General features: G+C 51.7%; 16 protein-coding genes. 9 read left to right on the top strand and 7 right to left on the bottom strand.

Annotated elements, in window-relative coordinates; translation table 11 throughout:
* Positions 1–33: 33 nt before the first annotated feature.
* Both GYMC10_RS30995 and GYMC10_RS30990 read right to left on the bottom strand, forming a co-directional pair.
* Positions 34–1485: a helix-turn-helix domain-containing protein gene (locus GYMC10_RS30995; RefSeq protein ID WP_015738048.1), complete on the bottom strand. Its 1452-nt coding sequence runs from the start codon at positions 1483–1485 to the stop codon at positions 34–36.
* A gap of 78 nt (positions 1486–1563) precedes the next feature.
* Positions 1564–2637, bottom strand: a complete 1074-nt coding sequence (locus tag GYMC10_RS30990) for a hypothetical protein (RefSeq protein ID WP_015738047.1) — start codon at positions 2635–2637, stop codon at positions 1564–1566.
* 437 nt (positions 2638–3074) lie between these two features.
* Here GYMC10_RS30990 and GYMC10_RS30985 point away from each other — a divergent pair, with 437 nt between their 5' ends.
* The 8 genes from GYMC10_RS30985 (at position 3075) to GYMC10_RS30950 (ending at position 17354) form a co-directional block, all read left to right on the top strand.
* Positions 3075–4937, top strand: coding sequence for a sensor histidine kinase (locus GYMC10_RS30985; protein ID WP_036659614.1), 1863 nt, complete (start codon positions 3075–3077; stop codon positions 4935–4937).
* Entirely contained in the window at positions 4934–6484 is a 1551-nt protein-coding gene (locus GYMC10_RS30980; RefSeq protein WP_015738045.1) for a response regulator transcription factor, read from the top strand. Before GYMC10_RS30985 ends, GYMC10_RS30980 begins: the two co-directional genes overlap by 4 nt.
* 271 nt (positions 6485–6755) lie before the next feature.
* Positions 6756–7685, top strand: a complete 930-nt coding sequence (locus tag GYMC10_RS30975; protein WP_009590960.1) for an ABC transporter permease — start codon at positions 6756–6758, stop codon at positions 7683–7685.
* Between the two features lie 21 nt (positions 7686–7706).
* A complete protein-coding gene (locus tag GYMC10_RS30970) occupies positions 7707–8654 on the top strand; it encodes a carbohydrate ABC transporter permease (RefSeq protein WP_009590967.1) in 948 nt (315 codons plus the stop codon).
* Positions 8655–8771: 117 nt separating this feature from the next.
* Complete coding sequence (locus tag GYMC10_RS30965; protein ID WP_015738044.1) at positions 8772–10295, top strand: ABC transporter substrate-binding protein; 1524 nt, start codon at positions 8772–8774, stop codon at positions 10293–10295.
* Between the two features lie 129 nt (positions 10296–10424).
* On the top strand, positions 10425–13205 hold the full coding sequence (locus tag GYMC10_RS30960) for an endo-beta-N-acetylglucosaminidase (RefSeq protein ID WP_015738043.1): 2781 nt from the start codon (positions 10425–10427) through the stop codon (positions 13203–13205).
* Between the two features lie 448 nt (positions 13206–13653).
* A complete protein-coding gene (locus GYMC10_RS30955; protein ID WP_410002351.1) occupies positions 13654–16707 on the top strand; it encodes an ATP-binding protein in 3054 nt (1017 codons plus the stop codon).
* A gap of 35 nt (positions 16708–16742) precedes the next feature.
* Positions 16743–17354, top strand: a complete 612-nt coding sequence (locus GYMC10_RS30950) for a hypothetical protein (RefSeq protein ID WP_015738041.1) — start codon at positions 16743–16745, stop codon at positions 17352–17354.
* A gap of 36 nt (positions 17355–17390) precedes the next feature.
* Here the strand turns inward: GYMC10_RS30950 and GYMC10_RS30945 are convergent, their stop codons facing one another.
* The 5 genes from GYMC10_RS30945 to GYMC10_RS30925 form a co-directional block, all read right to left on the bottom strand.
* Entirely contained in the window at positions 17391–18896 is a 1506-nt protein-coding gene (locus tag GYMC10_RS30945) for an alpha/beta hydrolase family protein (RefSeq protein ID WP_015738040.1), read from the bottom strand.
* Positions 18897–19060: 164 nt separating this feature from the next.
* The gene (locus GYMC10_RS30940; RefSeq protein WP_015738039.1) at positions 19061–19603 is read right to left on the bottom strand and encodes a hypothetical protein; all 543 of its coding nucleotides are present in this window, start codon (positions 19601–19603) and stop codon (positions 19061–19063) included.
* Positions 19604–19637: 34 nt separating this feature from the next.
* Complete coding sequence (locus GYMC10_RS30935; protein WP_015738038.1) at positions 19638–20243, bottom strand: response regulator transcription factor; 606 nt, start codon at positions 20241–20243, stop codon at positions 19638–19640.
* Positions 20240–21361 (bottom strand): sensor histidine kinase, encoded by a 1122-nt coding sequence (locus GYMC10_RS30930; RefSeq protein WP_015738037.1) that lies wholly within the window; start codon positions 21359–21361, stop codon positions 20240–20242. The genes GYMC10_RS30935 and GYMC10_RS30930 overlap by 4 nt, the downstream gene beginning before the upstream one ends.
* Before the next feature lie 19 nt (positions 21362–21380).
* Positions 21381–22517, bottom strand: coding sequence for a DUF418 domain-containing protein (locus tag GYMC10_RS30925; RefSeq protein WP_015738036.1), 1137 nt, complete (start codon positions 22515–22517; stop codon positions 21381–21383).
* Between the two features lie 198 nt (positions 22518–22715).
* On the opposite strand from GYMC10_RS30925, the gene GYMC10_RS30920 reads away from it, so the two are divergent.
* Positions 22716–23453, top strand: a complete 738-nt coding sequence (locus GYMC10_RS30920) for a hypothetical protein (RefSeq protein WP_015738035.1) — start codon at positions 22716–22718, stop codon at positions 23451–23453.
* Positions 23454–23461 lie beyond the last annotated feature (8 nt).

Raw genomic sequence — 23461 nt, 5'->3', positions numbered from 1 at the left:
CGGAGCTTAACGGAAAAATGCAACCATGAGGTCTCATGGTTGCATTAATTCCTTGCGGATATTTTCTAAATCCCGTTTGGTCGGTATCGTTGAAATAATGACCACGGGCACCGTATGCAGCTCAACGGGGAACGTGCTGATCACGAAATCGATGCCGTGCTTCTGAATCATTTCATCGGTAAGCCCCTCCATAATGGAGGTGTTGATGATCAGCTCGTCACCGATTTCATTCTTGATGAGCTTGGCGACGTAATGGCGGATGGAGAATTCCTCGCCGATCAGCAGGAAAGCCTTTTTGCTGTTATAGCGCAGGCTGGAGCTGATCAACAGCGTCAGCTTCGTCAGATGATAGTCGTTATACTGAATGCCCGGATAGCGCTGGCTCCATTCCTGCATGCAGCTCTTTACGACCTGGTACATGGGGCGGCAATCCCTTAGGACATATTCCGTCAGGCTGCTTGCCGAGACGGCGATCAGATCGGGAAGCGCATTTTCCAGCCGGAGCTTCTCGAAGAAATCTCCGATTTCCCAGATGAACCGGTCGTTCATTTCAATCGCAGGGAACGCTGCAAGCGCCAGCATGAGGAAATGATTGAGGATTTGATATTTTTCCTCCGTGATTTCCACGAGATTTGCTTTCTCCCTCGATATCATCGAGCTGACTTTCGCTTCATCATAATAATTGTATTGGCCCAAGCTGAACATGGCCTGCAGAAACCGGATTTCGTCCAGCGGCAAATGAATAGCGTACCGCTGTTCCAGCCCTCTGGCTAATGCGGCAACAGAGGCGTGAAGCATGCGTTTCTCCCAGTCATATGGTCCGCTCGGAACATCCGCATATTTGCCCTGCAGCACTCGGGTAATCATGATCGCCGCCAGAAAAGACAAGCTCCGCTTAGCGTTAAGGAAATACACGATGTCATTCTCCGACTCGATTGCCGTTATGTACTCATGGATCTGAGCTTGGTCGATGTCGGCAAATGGCCAGCCGGAGAATTCATAGGCATCGTAAAACATTTTCCAGTAAAAATAACGGATACTGATTTCACTGCCTTTGACCTCTGGCATGGAATACGCAATGCGCAAATGGTATGGCTTCAATTCATGGTTGTTCAGCCGGATGATCAGCTTTTTCAGCGAGGAAGAACTCATATACAGCTTGTCGGCCAGTTCTTCCAGCGAGTAGCGCCCTCCCTCGGCAAAAAGCACAGCCAGCAGCTGGTAGAAGGTTCTCTGCCTGTACATGGAAGAGATGACCTCGCCAATCGCGACATTTCGTTTATCGTAATGGAGAATAACGCCTTTTCCCCGCGAAATTTCAAAATGAATGGAAGGAGGAAGCTCCTGCTTGGCTTCATCGATAATTTTACGAATGGTTTTGTCCGATACGCCAATTTGCTCTTCAATCTCGGCAAGGGTGAACCACCGATATTCGGAATCGAGCAGGGTCAACAGCTTATGTGTCAGTATGAATTCCTTTTCCAAGTGTCTGTTCTCCCCCTTACTGAGAGTAGGTTAGATGTCGGTTCTCACCATGCAGTCGGTGCCCATCTCCCTTAGCGATTACAAATAAATCCTCCGAGCCTCCTCATTAAAGAACGCAATCACGTTCGTATAATCGGCAATCTCGATACGATGATGCCGCAGGATCTTCTGCATAAAGATAGCATCCGTAAAAAGGGAATTAATCATTCTCTCGCACCATACCGGCGTATCTTTAAAATAATCCACCAAATGATGAATTTGCTCAAACTCAAAATAAAGGACATAACAGGCATAATTCTGAAGCAGCATACGGAAGCAATGATCGCGGTAAGGGGTGGAGCGAGCGTCCGAGAGGAAATCGCTCATGATCCCGAATAGCGTCGTTTTATCCACCGAATGCATGTGCATAAAACCATCCGCGTCATTGATCAGCCGTAGTAGGGCCTCTAATCCTTCTTCCGGTGGCATCTCCAGCTTGGCCGATTTGCCCTCGATGGACCTTAACAGCTCCAACATAAGATCCTGGCATGCCTGAATTTCAGGGGGAGCAATGAATATTTGATCTTTGTGCTTGTCGAGATGCTCGCTGTAGTAATCGTGATATGTAGTTACATAATGCTCAACATGAATGTTGGTTTTCGTATGGATCAAATCCTGCCCGCGGAATGAAAAGGCGTAGAGGGTCTCCTCATTCACAGGGTGCGCGTAAAGGTAGAAAAAGAAGAAAAAGTCTCTTAATTGCAGCTTCTGTTCCTCGTTCAAGCGGGTGACACCGTTTAATTGAGACAACTGAAAGAAAGCATAGTTCTTCATGAAATCATTCATGGCATTGTACGGGTTGATCTTGGCTATGGACGTCGTTGCATTGATCGTAAACAGCAGATAATAGAATACCAATTCATCATAGACGTCCAGCTGTTTAAAAGAATCGGACAGCACAGGCTTCCAATCCGGGATCGCAACATAATGGGCGTCCCTCGGCTGCAATTCATACGTCCACTCCACAAAAGCCTCATCGTTACGCTCGGCAAAGAATAATGCAGCGCCACCGTCCTCAAGAAGGCCGTATGCAAAGCCGCCTATCGGAGTGGACGGTAATCCTCGATTGAATTTCAGATTCAGATATTCATTATATAGGAATTGAAGTTTCATCAGTCATATCCTCGGTTCGTAAGGGTTTCATTCATCATGAACACGACAGTAGCTAACACGGATCCTTAATAAATATTCAACATCCAGCAGGGCATTCCTCTAGTTTCGCGACAGATGGACATTATCTGAAAGCAGCGACATGCCATGCCTTCTTCATAAGCGGCGGATCCTCAAAAACCTGCGGTGCCCTCCTTTTACGTTCTCTTCAGCAAAACCTCCTGCTAGTCTCTGGATATCCTATGCGGACCAGTTGAGGGATTCGCCACATCCAGTATCATGCAGATCGTCTCAATAACACGTTCGGTGGGGACGAACGGAATCCAGCCTGCCGTTTCCGGCACAGCCCATCCATGCCGTCCCAGTACAGCAGTGCTCGTTCACAGAGATGCAGAATGCAATTGCCGGGTTTACGGAAACGGTGTACACTGGGTGCCGAAGTGACCATTATAGAACAGGGTGTGTTACATATTTTCAGACTGCGCCAATTTTATTTAAACCATCTGAAGCGAAAAATGTTCAACAAAATCGTCGTGCTGTATTCGGCCGTCATGATCGTGCTGTTTGCGATTGCGGCGACCTTGGTCTATCAATACCAGACGCAGCGCATACTCCGCGAGCAGACGGACGCCAATCTCAAATCCGCGCATGTCCTGAATATCTATTTGAGCCGGCAGTATGAGAGCATCCAAAATATATTCCAGCAGATTTACGGCGACGCCACGCTGAGCGACGAGCTGATCTATTTTTTGAACAACGAATATGAAAGTTACCTCAAATACCGCCTGGATTTGTACACCAAGACGGGGGAGCAGCGTTTGCGGTCCTTCAATACCCTGCTGAAGAATTACCTGGAGCAGGAGCCCAGCGCCAAAAGCGTGTCCATCTACAGTTATCCGAACGATTTTTATATGCACATCAGCCGGACCAACCAGCAGCTGAATAATGAATCCGGTTCCAAAAGCAAGTGGGAGAACTGGTTCGCCCGCCGGGAGCAGCACAGCTGGGATACCATGCCGCTAAACGAGCTTTCAGGTTCAGTCGCAGGCTCCAGTGCAAGGTCCTATTCCTATTCGCGAGAGCTGAAGGACCCTTGGACCCTGGAACGGGTAGGCATGTTGAACGTGGAGTTCGACGCCCGGCAAATATCGACCTGGCTAGAGAGCAGAGCTTCGGTTAAAGGCCGGATCATGGTGTTGAACGCCCAGGGAACCGTGATTTACGACTCGGAGGATGTGTATTACGGTCAAACCTATCCCTACCACTTGGAACCGGAAAAAGCCGGAGACTGGGTGGAGCTGGACGAACCCTCCAAGGTGAACATGTTGAATGTCGGGAATGCGGGCTTGTCGGTGGTGGGTATCGTGTCGAAATCCTCGATCGAGGAGAATACGGAGAGTTTGAGGACCGGACTGATCCTGGTCACGCTTGTATTTATGGCGGCCAGCTTTGCAATTACGTTCACGATCGTTCGAAAATTCTCCAAAAAAGTGCAGCGTATCATCCGCTCGATGAACCGCATCGGCGAAGGCGATCTGTCGACGCGCATCCAGATGTCCGGCGAAGACGAGCTGCAGCAAATTTCCCGCCGATTCAACGACATGGGCGACCGTTTGGAGCAGTACATCGATAAGATGTACACCTCGGAAATCAAGCAAAAAAACGCGGAGCTGGTTGCCCTGCAGTCGCAGATCAATCCCCATTTTTTATACAATACGCTGGAATCCATTCGCATGAAGGCGTATTTCGTGGGAGCGAAGGAAGTGGGCCAAATGATATACAGCCTGTCGGTCATGTTCAAGAACATGGTGAAGAAGAGCACGATGGTTACCGTTGAAGAGGAGATTGATATGTGCTCGGTTTACCTCGACTTGTTCCGCATCCGCTATGAAGGGCGGCTGGAGACGGAAATTGAGGTCGACCCGGAAATCCAAAACCTTAGCATTATCAAGCTGCTCGTCCAGCCGATCGTGGAAAACTATATCGTTCACGGATTCCGTCCGCTCGAGGACAACAATAAAATTTCAGTCCGGGCCCATGGGACAGAGGACCGGGTCGTGATTACCGTCTCGGACAATGGAACGGGGATACCGGAGGACAAGCTGATCCAGATCCGCCAGACGCTGGACAAGGTTCTCCAGCCTCCGGACAAGGGCTACCGGTCGATCGGGCTGATGAACGTGCATGAACGGATCGTTCTGAATTACGGAAGCGATTACGGCGTGACCATCTGCAGCACGGAGGGGCGGGGAACCGAGGTCCGCATGGAAATACCGAAGCTTCGCAAGGGGGAGACGACATGAGGAGCGTGTTTTTTGTTGATGATGAGCCTTTGATTGCTCAGGGATTGGCCACGATTGTGGATTGGCAGGAATACGATCTGCACGTGTCCGGTTCGGCCAACGATGGGCTGCAGGCGTTAGAGAAATTGAGGGAAGAGCCTGTGGATCTGCTGATCACGGATATTATGATGCCAAGAATGAACGGACTCGAGCTCATTAAGAAGGTGAAAGCCATGCATCCCCGCACCAAGTTCATTGTGCTTAGCGGGTATGAGGAATTCGAATATGTGAAGATAGGGATCACGCTCGGCATCCAAAATTACATTTTGAAGCCGATCAACATCGAGGAGCTGGAAGCAACGATCAAGCATATCCGGGGCGATTGGGAACGCGAGGAGCTGAAGCGGTTTCGCTCCGAGGAGGATTGGAAGGTTCTCCGCAGCAATATTTTGCAGCGATGGGTGAGTGGCGAAATCAAAAGCTCGGAGCTCAAGCAAAGAGCCGAACTTCTCGGCATTCCGCTGCATTATCCGTCATACCAGGTTAACGTGCTGCGGCTCATATCCGACGAGCGCTCGGTATCTCAGCTCTTCCGCCTGACCAGCCTGGCGGATGAATGCTGCCAAGCTCTTTCGGAGGAGCTTGGGGGAGATCATGAGGTCATTTGTTTTCCCGATGCGGATGACGACATCGTTGTTTTGACGGCCTCGATGAAGGAGCGGAAGGATGCTGCGCGGGAGGGGATGCGAGGAGCCATGGCCAAGCTGCGGCAGTTGACCGGCTTGCGTATGTGGTGCGCCGAAGGTCATGCGGCTGTCCATGATTTTAAAGATATTCAGGAGAGCTACAGGCTAGCGAAAGGCCATTTCAACGCCTGCCTGATTGCAGGAGATGAAGAGACCTTGTACCATCCGCCTGCGGAACCGGAGTCCGATCCGGCATCTTCGCCGTCGGTTCGCCCCGATGCTTTTGCGAAGCTGCTGATCGAAGGCGATGTTTCGTCCTTGCAGGCCTACATCGAATCCGTTCTTGACGGCGGCAGCGGGGCGCAGACGGTACCCAGGGGAGCCTGCATGAATGCGGCAGTCCAACTGATGATAGCGGCAAAGGACGTGGAGAAAAGCCCCGACTACAGCGAGGTGTTCACGCCAATGCACCGGATCAATACGCTCCAGGGGCTCCGAAGCCATGTATGGCGCATTGTCGAGCGCAGCCTCCAGCGCCTGCAGGAAGCAGAACAGGGGTACAGCCTCCATGTATCGTTCCTTGTCGAGCAGGTGCAGCACCATTATCCGGAAGAGCTATCCTTGAAGACGCTGAGCCAGCGGCTGCAGATGCATCCGAATTATTTGGGGCAGCTCTTTCAGCAGGAGGTCGGCGCAAGCTTTTCGGATTATTTGAACCAGTACCGCATCGAGAAAGCGACGCAGCTCCTGCTGCATACCGATCAGAAGACGGCGGATATTGCTTTCAGCGTAGGTTACACGGACAGCTCGTACTTTTACAGGCAGTTCAAAAAATATACGGGCGTTTCTCCAACCGAGATGAGGTCCATGTATCGGATCTAACACCAACGTTTCTCTTTGCGACAGGCTCAAGGCGAATCCGCTTTGGCCTGTTTTTCTTGTTGTTTGTGGAGGATTCTTTAATTTATCCATCCCGTTCTAGTATTTTTCAACTTGAGGGCGGCAGCGCTTACTTGGCACAATGAAAGTAGTTAAAGGACGAGTGAGAAGATAACGGCCGGCTCTTGGATAAAGCCGCATTGACAACGATCATGGGAGATTTTAAAGCTTCGGTCGCATCGCTTGCATTTAACAGGGAAGAGGAGGAGTGCCCATGTCGGGGTTCATCAAAAAGGTTATACGCAACCGGTTCATGCTGCTGATGATACTGCCCGGAACCATTTGGTTTCTGATCTTTGCATACTTGCCCATGTTCGGTACCGTGCTCGCGTTTAAGGATTTCCGCATCAGCCCGGACGGTTTCTTCGCCAGCGTGTTCAACAGCGAATGGGTAGGATTCAAAAACTTCGAGTATCTGTTTACGACCAATGATGCCTATATCATTACGAGAAATACGATTCTTTATAACCTCGCCTTTATCATTCTGGGCCTGGTCATTGCGGTCGGATTTGCGATCATGCTGAGCGAGCTTGTCAACAAGCGGACGGCCAAGGTATATCAGACCGGCATGTTTCTGCCGCATTTTTTGTCGTGGGTCATCATCAGTTATTTTGCGTTCACCTTTCTGAGCGTGGACAAAGGAACGCTGAACCAAATCATTACCTATTTCGGAGGAGAGCCGATCAGCTGGTATTCGGAAGCGAAGTATTGGCCCTTCATCATCATTTTTGTCGGCATCTGGAAAGGCGTAGGCTACAACAGCGTTATTTATCTTGCGGCTATCACAGGGATCGACAAGTCTTATTATGAAGCGGCCGTCATCGACGGCGCCAGCAAGTGGAAGCAGGTGCGGTACATCACCATTCCGCTGTTGAAGCCGCTCATGATCATCCTGACCATACTGGCAATCGGCGGCATCTTCCGTTCCGATTTCGGATTGTTCTACCAGCTTCCGAAGGATTCGGGGGCGCTGTACCCGGTTACGAACGTCATCGATACCTTCGTCTACCGCGGGCTGATCAACATGGGAGACATCGGCATGAGCACGGCAGCGGGCTTGTACCAATCGTTTGTCGGACTGGTTCTGATTCTGGTTGCCAATTATATCGTTCGAAAAATCGAAAAAGATCATGCGATTTTCTAATCCGAGGGAGGTGTAACATCAATGTCGCAGCTATCAACGCAAACCGCCCGCCAGTCGGCCAAGCGTTCAAGGAAGAGAGACTATAATGCCATCTCCCCTTTGTGGAATACGATTTTCAATATCGTGATCGGGCTCTTCTCGTTCTCCTGTATCTTTCCGTTCCTATTTGTTATCATTATTTCCCTGACGGACGAACAGACGCTGGTCCTGGAAGGCTTTAGGCTGCTGCCGAGTCAGTTCAGCACGGCCGCGTACGAGTATATTTTCAAAACGGGAAGCGAATTGCTGTCCTCATTCGGCTTGACGCTCCTGGTCACGGTACTGGGAACGCTGGTGAGTCTGGCGCTGGTTACGACCTATGCGTATGCCTTGTCCCGCCGAAACTTTGAATTTAGAGGGTTTTTCAGCTTTCTGGCGTTCTTCACCATGTTGTTCTCGGGCGGCATGGTACCGGGTTATATCGTGATGACCCAGTTCCTGCATCTGCAGAACACGATCTGGGCGCTGATCTTTCCGCTATCCTTGAGCGCGTTCTCCATCATCGTCATGAGGACCTTTTTTCAAACGACGATTCCGGATGAGATTATCGAGTCCGCCAAAATCGATGGCGCCGGCGAATTTCTGACCTTTATCCGTATCGTCCTGCCGGTCTCGCTGCCGGGGATCGCCACCATCGGCTTGTTCAGCTCATTGGGCTACTGGAACGACTGGTTTAACGCCTTGCTGTATTATAACAATCCGCAGGCAACGCCACCGCTGCAGTTCATGCTCATGCAGATCGAGAAGAACATGGACTTCCTGACGAAGAATGCGCAGAATATCGGCTCGTTCGATGTGGCCGCCGGCCTGCCGACGGAGACGGTAAGGATGGCGATGGTCGTATTGGCCACGCTGCCGATCGTCATGGCGTATCCGTTCTTCCAGCGGTATTTTGTCCAGGGTCTGACCGTAGGCTCGGTCAAAGGATAATTTCATAAGGTTGAACCCGCAAGCGCACACTGCCGGAGAAATCCGGCTTTCATGTCTCGGGTGTGTAAGCGGTATCAATATAGCAATAACCATTAAGTGACACAGGGGGAAAAACTCATGTTTAAGAAGAAGATTTCTTTACTGTCCCTTGCTCTCGTGCTTCTGCTGACCGTTGTACTGTCGGCCTGCGGCAGCAAGGAAGGCGGCAGTAAGCCAAGTGAACCAGCGAAGGAAGAGGCGGCTGTCCAAAGCGACGGCACCATTGATGCCTCCAAACTGGATCCGGTCAAACTGAAAATGTACATGATCGGGCCAAACCAGAAAGACCTGCCTATGGTTCAAGAGGAAATCAATAAATATTTGACGGAAAAAATCAATGCAACAATCGAAATCAGCATGATCGACTGGGGCGATTATAGCCAGCGGATGCAGGTGATTACGAGCTCCGGCGAGAATTACGACATCGCCTTCACCAGCTCGTGGGCGTTCGATTACCTTCCAAATGCGGCAAAAGGCGCGTTTAAGCCGCTGAACGAACTGCTTGATCAGTACGGAAAAGGCATTAAAGAAGTACTGGATCCCCGTTTCCTGGAAGGAACGAAGGTTAACGGCGTCAACTATGGCATCCCGGCCAACAAGGAACTGGCACAGCAATTTGTATGGCGCTTCAACAAAAAGTATCTGGATAAGTACAACCTGGACATTTCCAAGGTGACCACGCTTGAAGATCTGGAACCGCTTCTCAAAACGATTAAAGAGAACGAGCCTGCGGAAATTACGCCGCTTGCCGTACCGAAAGGCTTTAAACCGTACATGCCGTTTGACTACCCGCTCGGCGATGAAATTCCGATCGGCATGTATCTGGACACCGAGGACTTTAAATTCGTGAATTTGCTGGATTCGCCTGAATTGAAATCGGCGCTTGAGACCATGCGCAAATACTATAAAGCGGGCTATGTGCGTGAGGACATCGCAACGCTGGACGGCATCGACAACATCAAAACCGGCAAATGGCTCGTGGACCGCGAAATTACGCAGCCATACGCAGAGCTTGGCTGGTCCAGAAACGCGGGCTATGACATCGTGACCAGACCGATGCATGATCCTGTCATTTACACCAGCTCCGCAGCAGGTTCGATGATGGCCATTTCTTCTTACTCCAAAAATTCGGAGCGGGCGATGATGTTCCTGAACCTGCTGAACACGGACGTGAAACTCCGGAACATGATTCAATACGGCTTGGAAGGAACGCACTACAAGAAGCTTGAAGAGCCGTATATCGAGGATATGCCTGCCATGCAGGAGAACTACGCGATGCCTGGTTTCGCGCTCGGCAACATGTTCCTGACGTACCTTCACGAAGGCGAGCCGAAGGACAAATGGGAAGCATTCGAGAAATTCAACACCTCTGCCGTAGTGGCGCCTACGTTCGGCTTTAATTTCGACACGGCTCCGGTCAAAACGGAGGTTGCCGCCATCACGAACGTAGCCAAGGAATTTATTCCGGCGCTGTACACCGGCTCCGTCGATCCTGAAGAATATCTGCCGAAAGCTAAACAAAAGTTTCAGGATGCCGGCATCGACAAAGTGATCGCCGAAGCTCAAAAGCAGTTCGATGAGTGGAAGGCTCAAAACAAGTAATCCGTAAAGGGGATGAAGGGTAGAAGCGGCTGTTCCTTACGGCCGTTTCTCTCTGTCCTTTCTTTCTTCACCGAAAAAGGCTCCAATGTGCGTAAGCGAAATGATCTTCGAATAATAGGAGGTTTTTCCATGAAACGAATCAAACCGGATTATTACGCAAGAACCCAGTGGAAGCGCAGAATGGCGGCATGGATGAGCACGGCTTTGCTTGCTGCATCCCTGACGGGCTTTGCCGGAGAAGCCGAAGCGGCCCAGCCGCATTCGTCGTATTGGTATCCGAACACGCTGCTGGAATGGTCGCCGTCCAAGGACAAGGATGCCCGTTTTAACCGGGGAACGGTGAAGCTGGAGGATCAGCGCATCCAAGGAAGCAAAGTAAACGGCAACGCCAAGGAAGAAGTGAAGGTGCTATCGATCGCTTCCATGTATCCGAGCACAAGCGGAGCTCCTTCGCAAGGCTCTGAGAAGTTCCATACCTATACGTTCAGCAATTGGCAGTACATCGACAAGCTGGTCATGTGGGGCGGCTCCGCAGGCGAAGGATTAATCGTTCCGCCAAGCAGCGACGTCATCGATGCGGCCCATAAGAATGGGGTTCCTGTTTTTGGAACCGTTTTCTTGCCGCAAACCGAGCACGGAGGCAAAATCCAGTGGCTGCATGATCTGTTAAAGCAGCGGGAGGACGGTTCTTTCCCGGTTGCGGATAAGCTGATCGAGGTAGCGACGTACTACGGCTTCGACGGCTGGTTCATCAATCAGGAAACGCAGGGCGGAACGCCGGAAGATGCGGCCAAGATGGCTGAGTTTCTGACTTACCTGCAGCAGAACCAAGCGCCCGGCATGGAAGTGATCTGGTACGATTCCATGATCGAGGAGGGGCCGGTGAAGTGGCAGGGGGCTTTGACGGATAAGAACGAAATGTTCTTCCAACAGGGAAATCAGCGGGTTTCCGACAATATGTTCCTCGATTTCCGATGGCAGTTCAAAGACGAGAAGAACGGCCAATACGATTACATTACTCCGTTCTTGAACTCCCCGGCCAAAGCGGCGGAGCTTGGCCGCAGTCCGTATGATCTATATGCCGGCATCGACGTGGAGGCGAAGGGCTACGAAGGTAGGTTCAATTGGCCGGTTCTGTTCCCGGACGGGAAGAAAGCCACGACCTCCCTGGGAATTTACCGTCCGGATTGGGCGTACAACAGCTCCGAAACCCATGAGGAGTACATGAATAAGGAGCAGATTTTCTGGGTGGGACCCGGAATGAATCCGGCGAACACGTCACAACCCGAAGGGACCGATCCGCTTGCCTGGAGAGGGATTGCCCATGATGTCGTTGCAAAAACCGTGCTGACCGACTCCGAATTCGTCACCCATTTCAATACGGGCAACGGCCATTTGTTTGCGGTGGACGGCAAAGTGATGCGAAGCCGCGATTGGAGCAACCGGAGCCTGCAGGATATTTTGCCGACCTGGCGATGGATCACGGAGACTAACGGCAAAGGCGAGGCCCTGAAACCGGGATTTGATTTCGGCAAGTCCTATTACGGCGGCAGCTCGCTTCAAGTGGCGGGTGCCGTAAGCAAAGGCTCCTCCACCCATCTCAAGCTGTACAAGGCGAATATCCCGGTGGAAGCGACCACGGAAGTATCGCTCGTGTATGCCGACAATGCCAAGGACGCCAAGGTGAAGATCGGCTTGGCATTCTCCGATGCGCCGGATCGGTACGAATTTTTCGAGCCTGGCAAGTGGACCGCGACGGGCGCGAATCAGGATTGGAAGCAGGGAAGCGTCAAGCTGAACAAGTATAAAGGCCGTACGATCACCGGAATCTCGCTTCAATTCGAGTCCGCGGCGGATCAGGCGGATTATCGGGCCAACATCGGCCGCCTGGCGGTTACGCAGGTGAACGACAAGGCGAAGAAACCGCACGCGGTGAACGATTTGAAGGTAACCGAGAATGATTTCCGCGATGGAATATATGGGGATGCGCGCTTGTCGTGGGAAGCGCCGAAACAGAATGAAGACGTTCTGTACTATCAGGTTTACCGCGTCCATCCGGACGGCAAGTACGAACTGATGGGCATGACGGGAAATACCGTTTATTACGTACCGGAAATGAAGCGTTCGCTTAAGGAGGAGGCAACCAAAATGGTTGTGATTCCGGTAAACCGCCACTACCAGCAAGGAAAAGCGGCATCAGCCAGCTTCGACTGGCCGGAATATCCGAAGCCGACGGCAGCCTTCAAGGCGGATAAAACCCTGATTGCGCCGGGAGAAACGGTGCAATTCACGGATCTTTCCTCGGAAGTGACGGAGTCCTGGAGCTGGAGCTTCCCTGGCGGGCAGCCGGCGTTCAGCACGGACCAGCATCCTAAAGTGACCTATCCCGAGGAAGGAACGTATGAGGTCACGCTGACCGCTAAAAATAGCGTTGGCGAGGATCGGATCCAGAAGAAGCTCATCACGGTAACCCGGGAAGCCGAGAACGGCGTCGGCAACCTTGCTCTAGGCAAAAGCGCGTCCGCATCCAGCTTTGTGAACGAGAAGGAAGCGCCGCCATTTGCAGTGGACGGCAATGTCGCCACCAAATGGTGTGCCGTCGGAGGCGGACCGCACTGGTTGACGATAGACTTGGGAGCCGAGCACAAGGTCAGCGAATTCGTGATCAAGCACGCGGAAGCCGGAGGCGAGCCGGCCGCGTTCAACACGCGGGCCTTCTCCATTCAAGTAAGCTCGGACGGCAAGGCGTGGAAGGATGCCGTCTCGGTCAAGGACAACACGCAAGGGATCAGCAGCCATGCCATCGAACTTACCTCCGCACGGTACGTGCGTCTTCAGATCGAGAAGGCGACACAGGGCGGGGACACGGCTGCACGGATTTACGATGTAGAAGTGCTGGGCTTGAAATAATGCGGATGACTAGAAAGAGTGTTTCCCTTAATTGGGGAACACTCTTTTTTGGTTATTTATATCGCCCCGATCGGTCATAGAATCGCCGTTTAGGCCCTGAGCCAGCGCGTCGTGTATAGATTTTGTATAGATAGGGTTGTTAATCTGATGTAGGACACTATATGGATGCTGCGCAAATGACGCGTGCTGAGGACGGCATTGATGGCAAGAATGCTGAAAGTGACCGGTCTGACCGATAAATAAGAGTAACGCAAACAACCATTGATGGCATGGTAGTCATCAATGGTTGTTCTTTCATTTGGGTTTGCAATTGTAAATAATGGAGCTATGCTTACGTTAAAGTGGATTAGGAGAGGAATATCTCTTGGCAAAGAGCCCACCAAGTCACCAAATAAGAAAGAGCCACATTTTATGGTTAATAGGATTACTCATAGTGATTCTATCGAGCATGCGCCTGCTGTGGGTGGAAGTGTTCCCTGATCAACAGCAGGTGACGATAAAGAAGGGGTATCTCGATTTGCGCGAATGGGATGCCGAAGAAGGCGGCATTCTGTTGCTTGACGGAGAGTGGGAGTTTTATCCCATGCAGTGGCTGCTGGATGGGAGCGGGCAGGATGCATCAGGCGGGCCGAAGCCGCCGAAGCTGATTGCGGTTCCGGGGGGATGGAATCAAGCTCTGCATGGTAATGGCAAAGCGTCTCCATATGGATTTGCTTCCTATCGCCTGCGTATTCTAGTGAATCCCGAGGAGAAGCTGAATTATAGCATTCGCGTGCCTAGCGTACGTTCGTCATCCGAATTATATGTCAATGGCCGTTTGCTTGCCGAATCCGGGCGGGTGGCGGACACGAAGGAAGCCTATACCGCGAAGAACCTGCCGTATTCTGCAAGCTTTACGGCGGACGGCAACGGCGTCATCGAATTAGTAATTCAGGCGGCCAATTATGTGGATAGCCGAAGCAGCGGCATAGCCAGGTCCATTAAATTGGGTTCAGAGGAAGCCGTGGCCAAAGAAATGAAACTCTCGGTTTCGATGCAAACGCTGGGAGCCGTTATCTTTCTTATGCATTCCGTTTATGCACTCATTTTATTTTTACTGGGGAATAGGGAAAAGAGGCTGCTGTATTTTTCCTTGCTGACCCTCTGCGTAACCCTTTCGAGCATATTGAGCACGGATGAGAAGCTGTTCCATCAATTCATATACATCAGCAGCGATTGGGATTTTCGGTTGTCCAATGCCGCCTTTATGATTGGATGCTATGCGTTGCTGGAATGCACGAATCATCGCGAACTCTCTTATTGGAACAGGGTTCATCCCGTTTATGCCGTCACGATCTTAGGAACTGCCGGCATTACATTGTTCTTGGCTCCGCCGCAGGTGATCATGCTTTTCCCGGTTTATTTTTTGCTCGGCTGCGTAACGGCCGTCATCACGATCATTGCAATCACCAAAACCATAATGAAGGGCATTAAAGACCATTTGCTGCTGCTTTTTTCCATGGTTGCGTTGGTCCATCATTTCCTGTGGGCGTTGTTCTTGCGGGAAAGCGCCTTAAGTGTTGCCCATTATCCGTTTGACCTGATCCTTTCGATGGGATGTTTGGCCGCTGTATGGTTTAAGGGTTATTTCAAGATGCATGCGAACACGAAAGAGATTGCCGCAACCTTGCAAAGAGTGAATGACCATAAGGATCAATTCCTGGCGAACACGTCCCATGAATTCAAAAATCCGCTGCACAGCATGCTTAACATGTCGCAATCCGTGTTGAACCGGGAACGGCCTTTGCTGCAGGACAGGAGTGTGAAAGAGCTTGAAACGATTCTGACCGTCGGACGTCGTCTAACACTAATATTAAACGATTTGATGGACGTCATGAGTCTGCGGGATGGCAATCCGCGGCTGCAGAAAAAAGCCGTATCGATCCAGCCCATCGTGACGGGGGTGATGGATATGCTGCAATTTAACGCGGAAGTGAAGTCGGTCAGCATCGTCAATCAGATCCCGGAGGATTTCCCTCCCGTCTTGGCGGACGAGAACCGGATGATTCAAGTCGTGTTCAATCTGCTGCATAATGCCGTAAAATACACGAATGAAGGGTATATTTCGATTCAAGCTTTTACAGAGGACGACAGAGCCTATATCGCGATTGCCGATACGGGGATCGGAATGGACGAAACCATGCTGAAGCGCTTGTTCCTTCCGTATGAGCAGGCGAGCGCCAGCGAGACCATGATCGAAGGCGGATTTGGGTTAGGTCTAAGCATAAGCAAGCAGCTCATTGAGCTTCATCGGGGTACGCTTGAGGTGGCCTCCGTTCCAGGGGAGGGCTCGAGATTTACGTTTTCATTAAAGCTGGCAGGGTTCGAAACAGAGGAAGTTCAGCGTGATTCTAACTCTAACGGACCGCCGACATTGCCGTCCATGCCGATGCAGGATACCATTGGGGCCGGTTTGCAAAAAGAGGAGATCTTCCCGCCAGCCGCGATACAAGGAGCTTTACCCGAAAGGAGAAGTAACCGGCCGACCCTGCTCATCATTGACGACGATCCCGTCAACCTTCAGGTGCTTGAAGCCATACTGCCTCCTGACGAATACGAGGTGACGATGGCAACAAGCGGTAAAGAAGCGTTGGCGGTACTGGATGCGAAGGAGTGGGATTTGGTCATCTCCGATATTATGATGCCGCAGATGTCCGGGTATGAGCTGACGCGGAGGATTCGCGAGCGGTTTACGCTCACGGAGCTCCCTGTGCTGCTGCTTACTGCAAGAAGCCAACCGAAAGACATCCAAAGTGGGTTTCTGGCGGGGGCCAACGATTATGTGACCAAGCCGGTGGAGGCCTTGGAAATCAGGTCGAGGATTGAGGCCTTAACGACGATTAAACAAACGGTCCGGGAGCAACTCCGACTGGAAGCGGCATGGCTGCAAGCGCAAATCCAGCCTCATTTTTTATTCAATGCATTAAATGCGGTGACGGCCCTAAGCGACGTTGATTTGGACAAGATGCGGAATCTGCTTGAGGAGTTCAGCAACTTTCTGAGATATAAATTCAGATTCCAAGACACGGCTGGACTTGTACCGATCGAGGAGGAGCTGAGTCTGGTGCGCTCGTATCTTTATATCGAGCAGGTTCGGTTTGAAGAGCGGCTGCAGGTGGTTTGGGAGGTAGACGACTGCGGAGCCTTGCAAATTCCGTTCCTTTCGATCCAGCCCTTGGTCGAAAATGCGATAAGGCATGGCGTCATGAAGCACACTTATGGGGGAACCATACATATTCGAATTTCCGTCCATGCCGCGCATGCCGAGATAACCGTTCAGGACGATGGGATCGGAATGGAAGAAGCTCAATTGCAGCGAATCCTAGAGAGAACAGCAAACCATCAGTCCGGGGTCGGATTGATCAATACGGACCAGCGATTAAAACGGCATTTCGGAACAGGGCTTCATATTCAGAGCAGGTTAGGCGAAGGAACCCGGGTAACTTTTCATGCACGCATCTAAACCTCGGGATAAAACGATATCAGGCGGTGAGATGAATGGAGAGATTGAAAAACAGCGGATTTTATAAACTGAAATTTCTAATAACGCCGGAAGAATTCAACCAAATGTTGACATGTTTTGAGCAAAAACAAGCCAAATTTCACCGTACGAATCATGCCATGACCCAGCATGATCTGGATCAGGTGACTGAGGCGTATCGTACCTATTATCAGTATTTTACGGCGCAAGAACGGCCCGATTACCACCCTTTCTTTGTCTATTCTATTTCGATTGCTGAGGGGGATGAAAGCTCCGGATTCTTTGTCAGAAATGAAGGTGTCTCATTCCCCTTCCGGGGACAGTGGGCAGAAGATGAATTACCCTATATCTTGCTCTCCCTTCCAAAGGGAATTCGAATCGATGCAGAGGATGAACGAGGAAAGTATTATCTGTATGAGGATATTCGGGGACACCGGCCGTTGACGTATGTTTTTTTCGAAGAAATGGCAGCATCCATGAAAAAAATGACCAAGCCGCTTCGTTTCTCGGTACAAGCCGCAAACGCTATGCAAGAGCAGAAGCCGGCTGTTCGCATAAGTCAACAAGCGGTGAATGATCTGATTGACTCGTGGATCGTTAAGAAATATGGGCTGGTTATGAACAACTAGAAGGACATATCAGGCACGTATAGAGCGTAAGGCAATCTAGCCTTCCAGAAACACCCGGTCCGGATACTTCACTTCCGGGTATTCCTCCGAGGGGCCGGTTAGAAGCTTACTCTCCATTCCGCGCAAATGCTGATTAAAGAATTCCAGCACGTAGCGGTTGACGATTTCGGCTCCCCTTGATCCATTCATGCTTCCGGTCATGCCGGTCAGGCGGGTAAGCGGAGAGTACAGCTGAAGATCGGTGAAATTATAGTGTCCTGCGCCTTCGATATAAACGGTCCGTCCTAGTCCCTGTTGAGATAAGCGATCCATTAGCTTCAGTTCCAATTCCCGATTCGCCAGAATCATGTCGAATTGTTCTCGCGTTAACCCCAGTGCTTGGAGCTCGGCTTCCGTAGCCGGGGTTTGGCGATACTTCGCCTGCTGTTCGTTCACCTTCATAAAATCCTCCGATTCCATGAACATAAACGGTTTCTCCATGTCGTCCCGGTCCTTCGTTATGAATAACGTTCCGTCCATATTCACACCGGCTTTGATCCGCGGGTTGGAATAAACGGCTTCAAAGGCTGCAGCCCCGCCGAAGGAATGGCCCATCATGCCGATGTTGTCCAGATCTAAGGCTCCTTTAAACTTGCTGGCGACGGCGCCTGATTGAAGCCTCTCCAACTGATCCGTGACAAAGGCGATATCCTCATTCCACACCTTCAAAATAGTGCGGCTGTCCTCGAATAATCGCTCCTGGGATTGTTCCGTGAGAAAACCGGTTACGCGCCCATCGGGAAATGCGGTGGCGGCCGTGCTGTACGTATGATCGATGGCAAATACGATATAGCCGTGGCTGGCAAGATGTTCAGCCTGGGACGAATGCAAAATTCTGCCGACCCCCATTCCGTGCGACAACAGCACCACCGGATACGGATTCTCCGCCAGCCGCAAATCGGCATGGCCGTTAGCGTTGGCCCGGCTGTATTTCCAATAGTCTAACGCGGCCGCGGGAAGGCCCAGATATTCGGAATATGCTTGCATATAGGTATGAAAGAGCCGTTTATCCTTAGGAAACACCGTAGCTTTCTCGGCGTCATGGCCAGACGCTGCGGCCGGATACCATACCTGAACGATAAGCTCACGTTTGTCGCCTTTTTGTTCGGTAAACGTTTCTTCCCGGTCCGCATCAACGAAATGGAGCGTATCCGTTCCCACCCTGAACTCGCCCGAGGGCTTCGGTAAATGGAAAACCGGCAGCAGTGCCGATAAGGCAACCGATCCGCCCAGCAAAACGACCGAAAGGCCCCATATCGTGTACCGCAGCGGTTTCTTGACCGTTCGGCGTTTGAACAGAACCAACACAAAGAGCAAAGCGGTGACGATGTAGGCCGGAATCATCTGCCACCTGTATCCCTCAACCAGCAGCTGCACGGCGAACAGCAAACCGCCAGCGATGCAGACGATCGCGCCAGCCTTCCGATTTATTGTGTTACGGCTCAACAGTATTATCAGCATCGCAACGCAGGCTGCAACCCACAACATTTCCAGAACTCTCATACGCACGCTCGCTCCTTGTTATCGCAATTATTTGTATGATAACGGATCAAGGTTAAAACGAGCGGATGGTTTCGTTTAAAAAAGGTTTAAATCCGTGCTGTCCTATGTAGGATTCTCCGGTGTCGGTACCGGAGGCTCGCGCTTTTTGCCAAACCTGCATGTTTCTACATATCGGCATCTTTCGGCTCGAGCAGTGCCAGCAGCTCCGAAATGGAGTCGGCATGCTGATCGCTGCCGTTCATAATTGCTTTGAATACAGGAGCCGCTTCCTGCAGCAGCACATAACTGAAGTAATAATAACTGATGAAGATTTCCGCTTCATAACCGGGGGGTTCCTCTTCTTCCCATCGCAAATCGTCTTCTTCGTCGTCTTCCGGCCATAAGTATCTTTCGTCCAGCAGCTTATCCATCGTTTCAACCGTTTGTGCCGAATCCATATATTCCACGGTTATGGCTGAAGCTACGGATAAGTATAATTCCATTTCCTCTGAAGAGACCTGCTCCGGTTTCTGTTTGGCAAGCTCCCGCAGGAGCATAAGCAGGGCCCATGGTGTCGTCTGCCACAGGGTGCCTTGGTGCTCGATCAGGCTGGCCAATTCTTTATATTGTCGTGTTTCCAATAGCCGAGGAATATCCGTACCTCTTCCATAGGCTGTCGTCAACCGCTGCCACGGCACGCTGGCTGTCGTATGGGTCAAAGCGTTCATCTCCTTCACCTCCTACATATGTATCCCGGGGAGTTTACAGCCACCCTTTATCTTCCGCGATCGTGACGGCCTGCTGCCGGGAATCCGCCTCCAGCTTCTGGATGGCGGAGGACAGGTAGTTGCGCACGGTTCCCCTTGTCAGAAACAAGGCTTTGCTGATGTCGCCGGTAGTCATGCCTTCCTTGGTTAACCGGAGCATTTCGATTTCCCGTTCGCTGAGCGGATTCTCCTCCTTCATGAAGAGCGCGGCCGCCAAGTCGGTGCTCACGACCCGCTCGCCCTTCATGACCCGCCGGATGGCCTCAATCAAGAAATCGATGGGCTCGTCCTTTAACAGATAGCCCTCCACCTGCGCCTCCATCGCTTTTTGCAAATAACCGGGACGTGCGAAGGTCGTGACGATCACGATTTTGCAGGATAGGCCTGCTTGACGTATGGACTCGGCCAATTCCAGGCCGTTAATATGAGGCATCTCGATGTCGAGCAGGCACACGTCCGGCTGATGCTGCCGAATCGCGTCCCAGGCGAGCTGCCCGTCCGGCACCTCGGCCACCACCTCGATGTCGTCTTCGAAATTGAGCAGTGAGGCGAATGCGCCGCGAAGCATTTGCTGATCTTCTGCAATGACGATTCGAATCATGATGCGTCCTCCTTTTCATGCCGGCGAAGCGGGAGTTTCAGGGACACCTTGGTGCCCCCCTGAGGCAACGGGTCGATGGCGGAGGACCCGCCCAGCGTCTTCATCCGCTCCATGATCGACGGAAGGCCGTTTCCGCCGGCGTTCCCCGCAAGACCCACGCCGTCATCCGCGATATGGATCCCGAAGGCATGATCCTTCGTTTCCAGTTTGACGGTGCACCGGTCGGCCCTGCTATGCTTGATAATATTGGTCATGGCTTCCCGGACGCAGAGCGCCAGCATCGTTTCTTCCACGCTGGATAACAGTGGAGGCTTCTCCGGATTCTCGATGCTCAGCGCAATTCCTGCCGTATGCAGCAGCTTGGCCGAATGCTCCAGCTCGCTTGCCAGCGAGATGAACTTCATATCGGATACCAGCTCCCTCACCTGCTTGAGGGCGGTTCTGGAGGTATCCAGAATCTCGCTAAGCTCCCGTTTGGCCTGGCTCGGATCCTTATCCACCCATTTCGTTGCCAGCTCGCTCTTCATTTTGATCATCATGAGGGTCTGACCCAAGGTATCATGGAGATCCCTGGCGATTCGCTGCCGCTCCTCCTGCTGGATATACTTTGCGATCTGCTCATTGGCTTCATCCAGCTCCCCCTGCAGGCTTTTTGCTTTCTCCTTGATGTAGATGACGATCGGATATACCGACTGTATGATCATGATCGGAAGGTAAATGGCATTGGACGTTTCGAGCAGCGGTTCCTTTCGGAAAACGAACACGAGCAGGAATGATAGGGCAATGGCCGCACAGCCGATGGCGATATGTACCTTGGACTTGGACCGGCCCAGCAAATCGGCAAAAATGATCCCGAACAGCAGGGTGCTCGGCCCCGTATACACCCCGAGTACGCCTACAGCGAACAGGCCCGCCAGCACGGCAGCCAGCAGCCAGCCGCCCCGACGCCATAATGCGACATAGAATGAAACAAGGAACAGCAGGAGCAGCAAAAGGCTGCCCCACAGTCCCAGCGCCGTATCCGAACGAAACACCTGGTAGCATAAGAATACGGTCAGTATGATATCGATGAGCAAATAACTTTTGATCTGATCCCTCGGGTACAACTTATAGAACATATCAAGCCCCCAATTTCGGCTATCTTGATTCGAAGAAACCTATCGCCTGTTTGCGGGCGGTCTCCATGGGCCCAAGCTTAAAGCGGCGGAGCCATAGGGACGCCATGCCCAGCAGAAATGCGGAGATAACCAGCCAGATGGCGATAATGGCCGCTGAATTCAGCTTGCCGGCAAGCCCCAACCCCCAGCCGTAAAAGATGGTGGATGCGATGATGTTCTGGAGCACATAGCAGCTCAGTGACATTTTTCCGACGTTCTCCAGACGGCACCATAGCCATTCCCATTTCGTATATTGTATCATTCTCGCAATGATTGCTATATACCCCATAGACATAAGTGGAGCGAATAAATAGCGCACCGGTAGATCGAAAGCGCCGCCGGGAACGAATATGAGCAGGTTGAGTGGCACGCCGACATATATACCCAGCTTGAATAGCCTTTTTCGCAGCCTTTTGCCGTTGTCATCTGGGGCGAATACGCCTGAGCGCATAAAGCGAACCCCTAGCAGGAACAGAAACACATTGGTCGGAATCACGAGGATGGCTTCCATTCGCAGCGGAAGGAAGTTCGCCAGCCGATATTGGACTTGCTCCATCCAAGTTCCTTCTTGATAAAGAGCAACGATATCGCCAAAACTGCCCAGCGATACGTTTGCGCCGCTCGCCAGCATCAGTCCTGCGAGGGCCAGAATCGCAATAGCGAAGACGCTGCCGATTATGTTCATCGTGCGGGCGATGAGCCGGTCGCCGCCCTTTACGATAAAGGCTGCAATGATGGCGGTAATCCCGTAACTCATCAAGATGTCATACTCCATGACTAATATAAAATGCAGCAGGCCTTCGAGGATTAAAAACAGAACGGCCCATAAATAAACACCAGGCCACGGCTTTCCTTTGCGCTTGGCCTGCCGGTACTTCATTTCCAGACCGACCCCGAACATGATCGTCAGCAGTCCGAGCAGCTTCCCGTTTACCAGAAACAAGACGATCATCCGGAGAAGATCGTCCGCTCCCCACCAGCCGGAGTGATCAAAGGTGGTAATGTAGCGTAGATCCCCCGCATGTGCGAAGATCCAAATATTCGTCCCGAGCGTTCCCAGGATCGCGAAGCCCCGCAAAATATCCAGCAGGCGAATTCTGCCCGTTCGTTGTTCCATTCTTCCATTCCTTCTTTCTTCTAGGTTCTCTTGTCTTTTTATTGTAGGTACGATCTCCCTGGCGCAACATTCACACCTGTAAAGAGATCCGTATGACACGTGTCATAAAAGCAGGGAGAACGAACGGAAGAAGTCGGATGGGGTTCTCGTCATGGCTTGAAAATTGTGGAATAATAGAAGAAAACAGGAGGAGTGATCATGTACATCGTATCGGGACCGAGGCCGCTGTCGGATGGCCAGAGTCAAGTGCTTGGAAGAGAGGAAGAGGGGGTTTATCCGCCGGGCTACGTCCGGTTTATGCAGCGATTCGGCGAAGGGACTTACCGCGGGTGGATGAATGTCCAGCAGCCGGATAGGGAGGTGCTGCAGCCTTTTGCCGAGTACGGGTTATGGGAGCATGACGATGACAGTCCCATTACGGAGCCGCAGATTGCAGAGTGTATCGCTATAGGCACAACGGTGGACGGTGATTTTCTGGCGGTGCATCCCCAGACGGCTCAGTTGCTCTGGCTGCCTCGGCATGCGGAGCATATACAAGCAATCTTGCTGCAGTCACGGGAGCGGAACGATGAAGGCCTGTACGCCGCGGTGCTGGATGAAATATACCGTCAGGTGTATGGAAGCAGCCAAGAGGGAGTCGTCTATTACGAACCGTGGACGGGTACGCGGAGCCATCTCTTTTTGCGTTTGCCGCCAGGGGAGGATCAGCCTTCGTTGCTCGAGCTGGCCGGTATGTGTCAAGCGTCCTTTCCGCCGGATCTGTGCGTGGAAAACGAATATACATGCAGCTTGTTCTATCGGGAACTGGGCGGATATGTACGATTCAATTATGCTTATCAGCAAGAGGTAGCCGTCTTCTATGAACAGGATGCAGGGCAGGCATTTGCCGTTATAGAGGCATGGCTCCTGTCGAAAGGGTGCGAAAGGGTATCATAACACTTAGA

It is taken from the genome of Paenibacillus sp. Y412MC10 (assembly GCF_000024685.1).
Lineage (GTDB): Bacteria > Bacillota > Bacilli > Paenibacillales > Paenibacillaceae > Paenibacillus_AQ > Paenibacillus_AQ lautus_A.
This window is presented reverse-complemented; position numbering and strand designations above follow the sequence as displayed.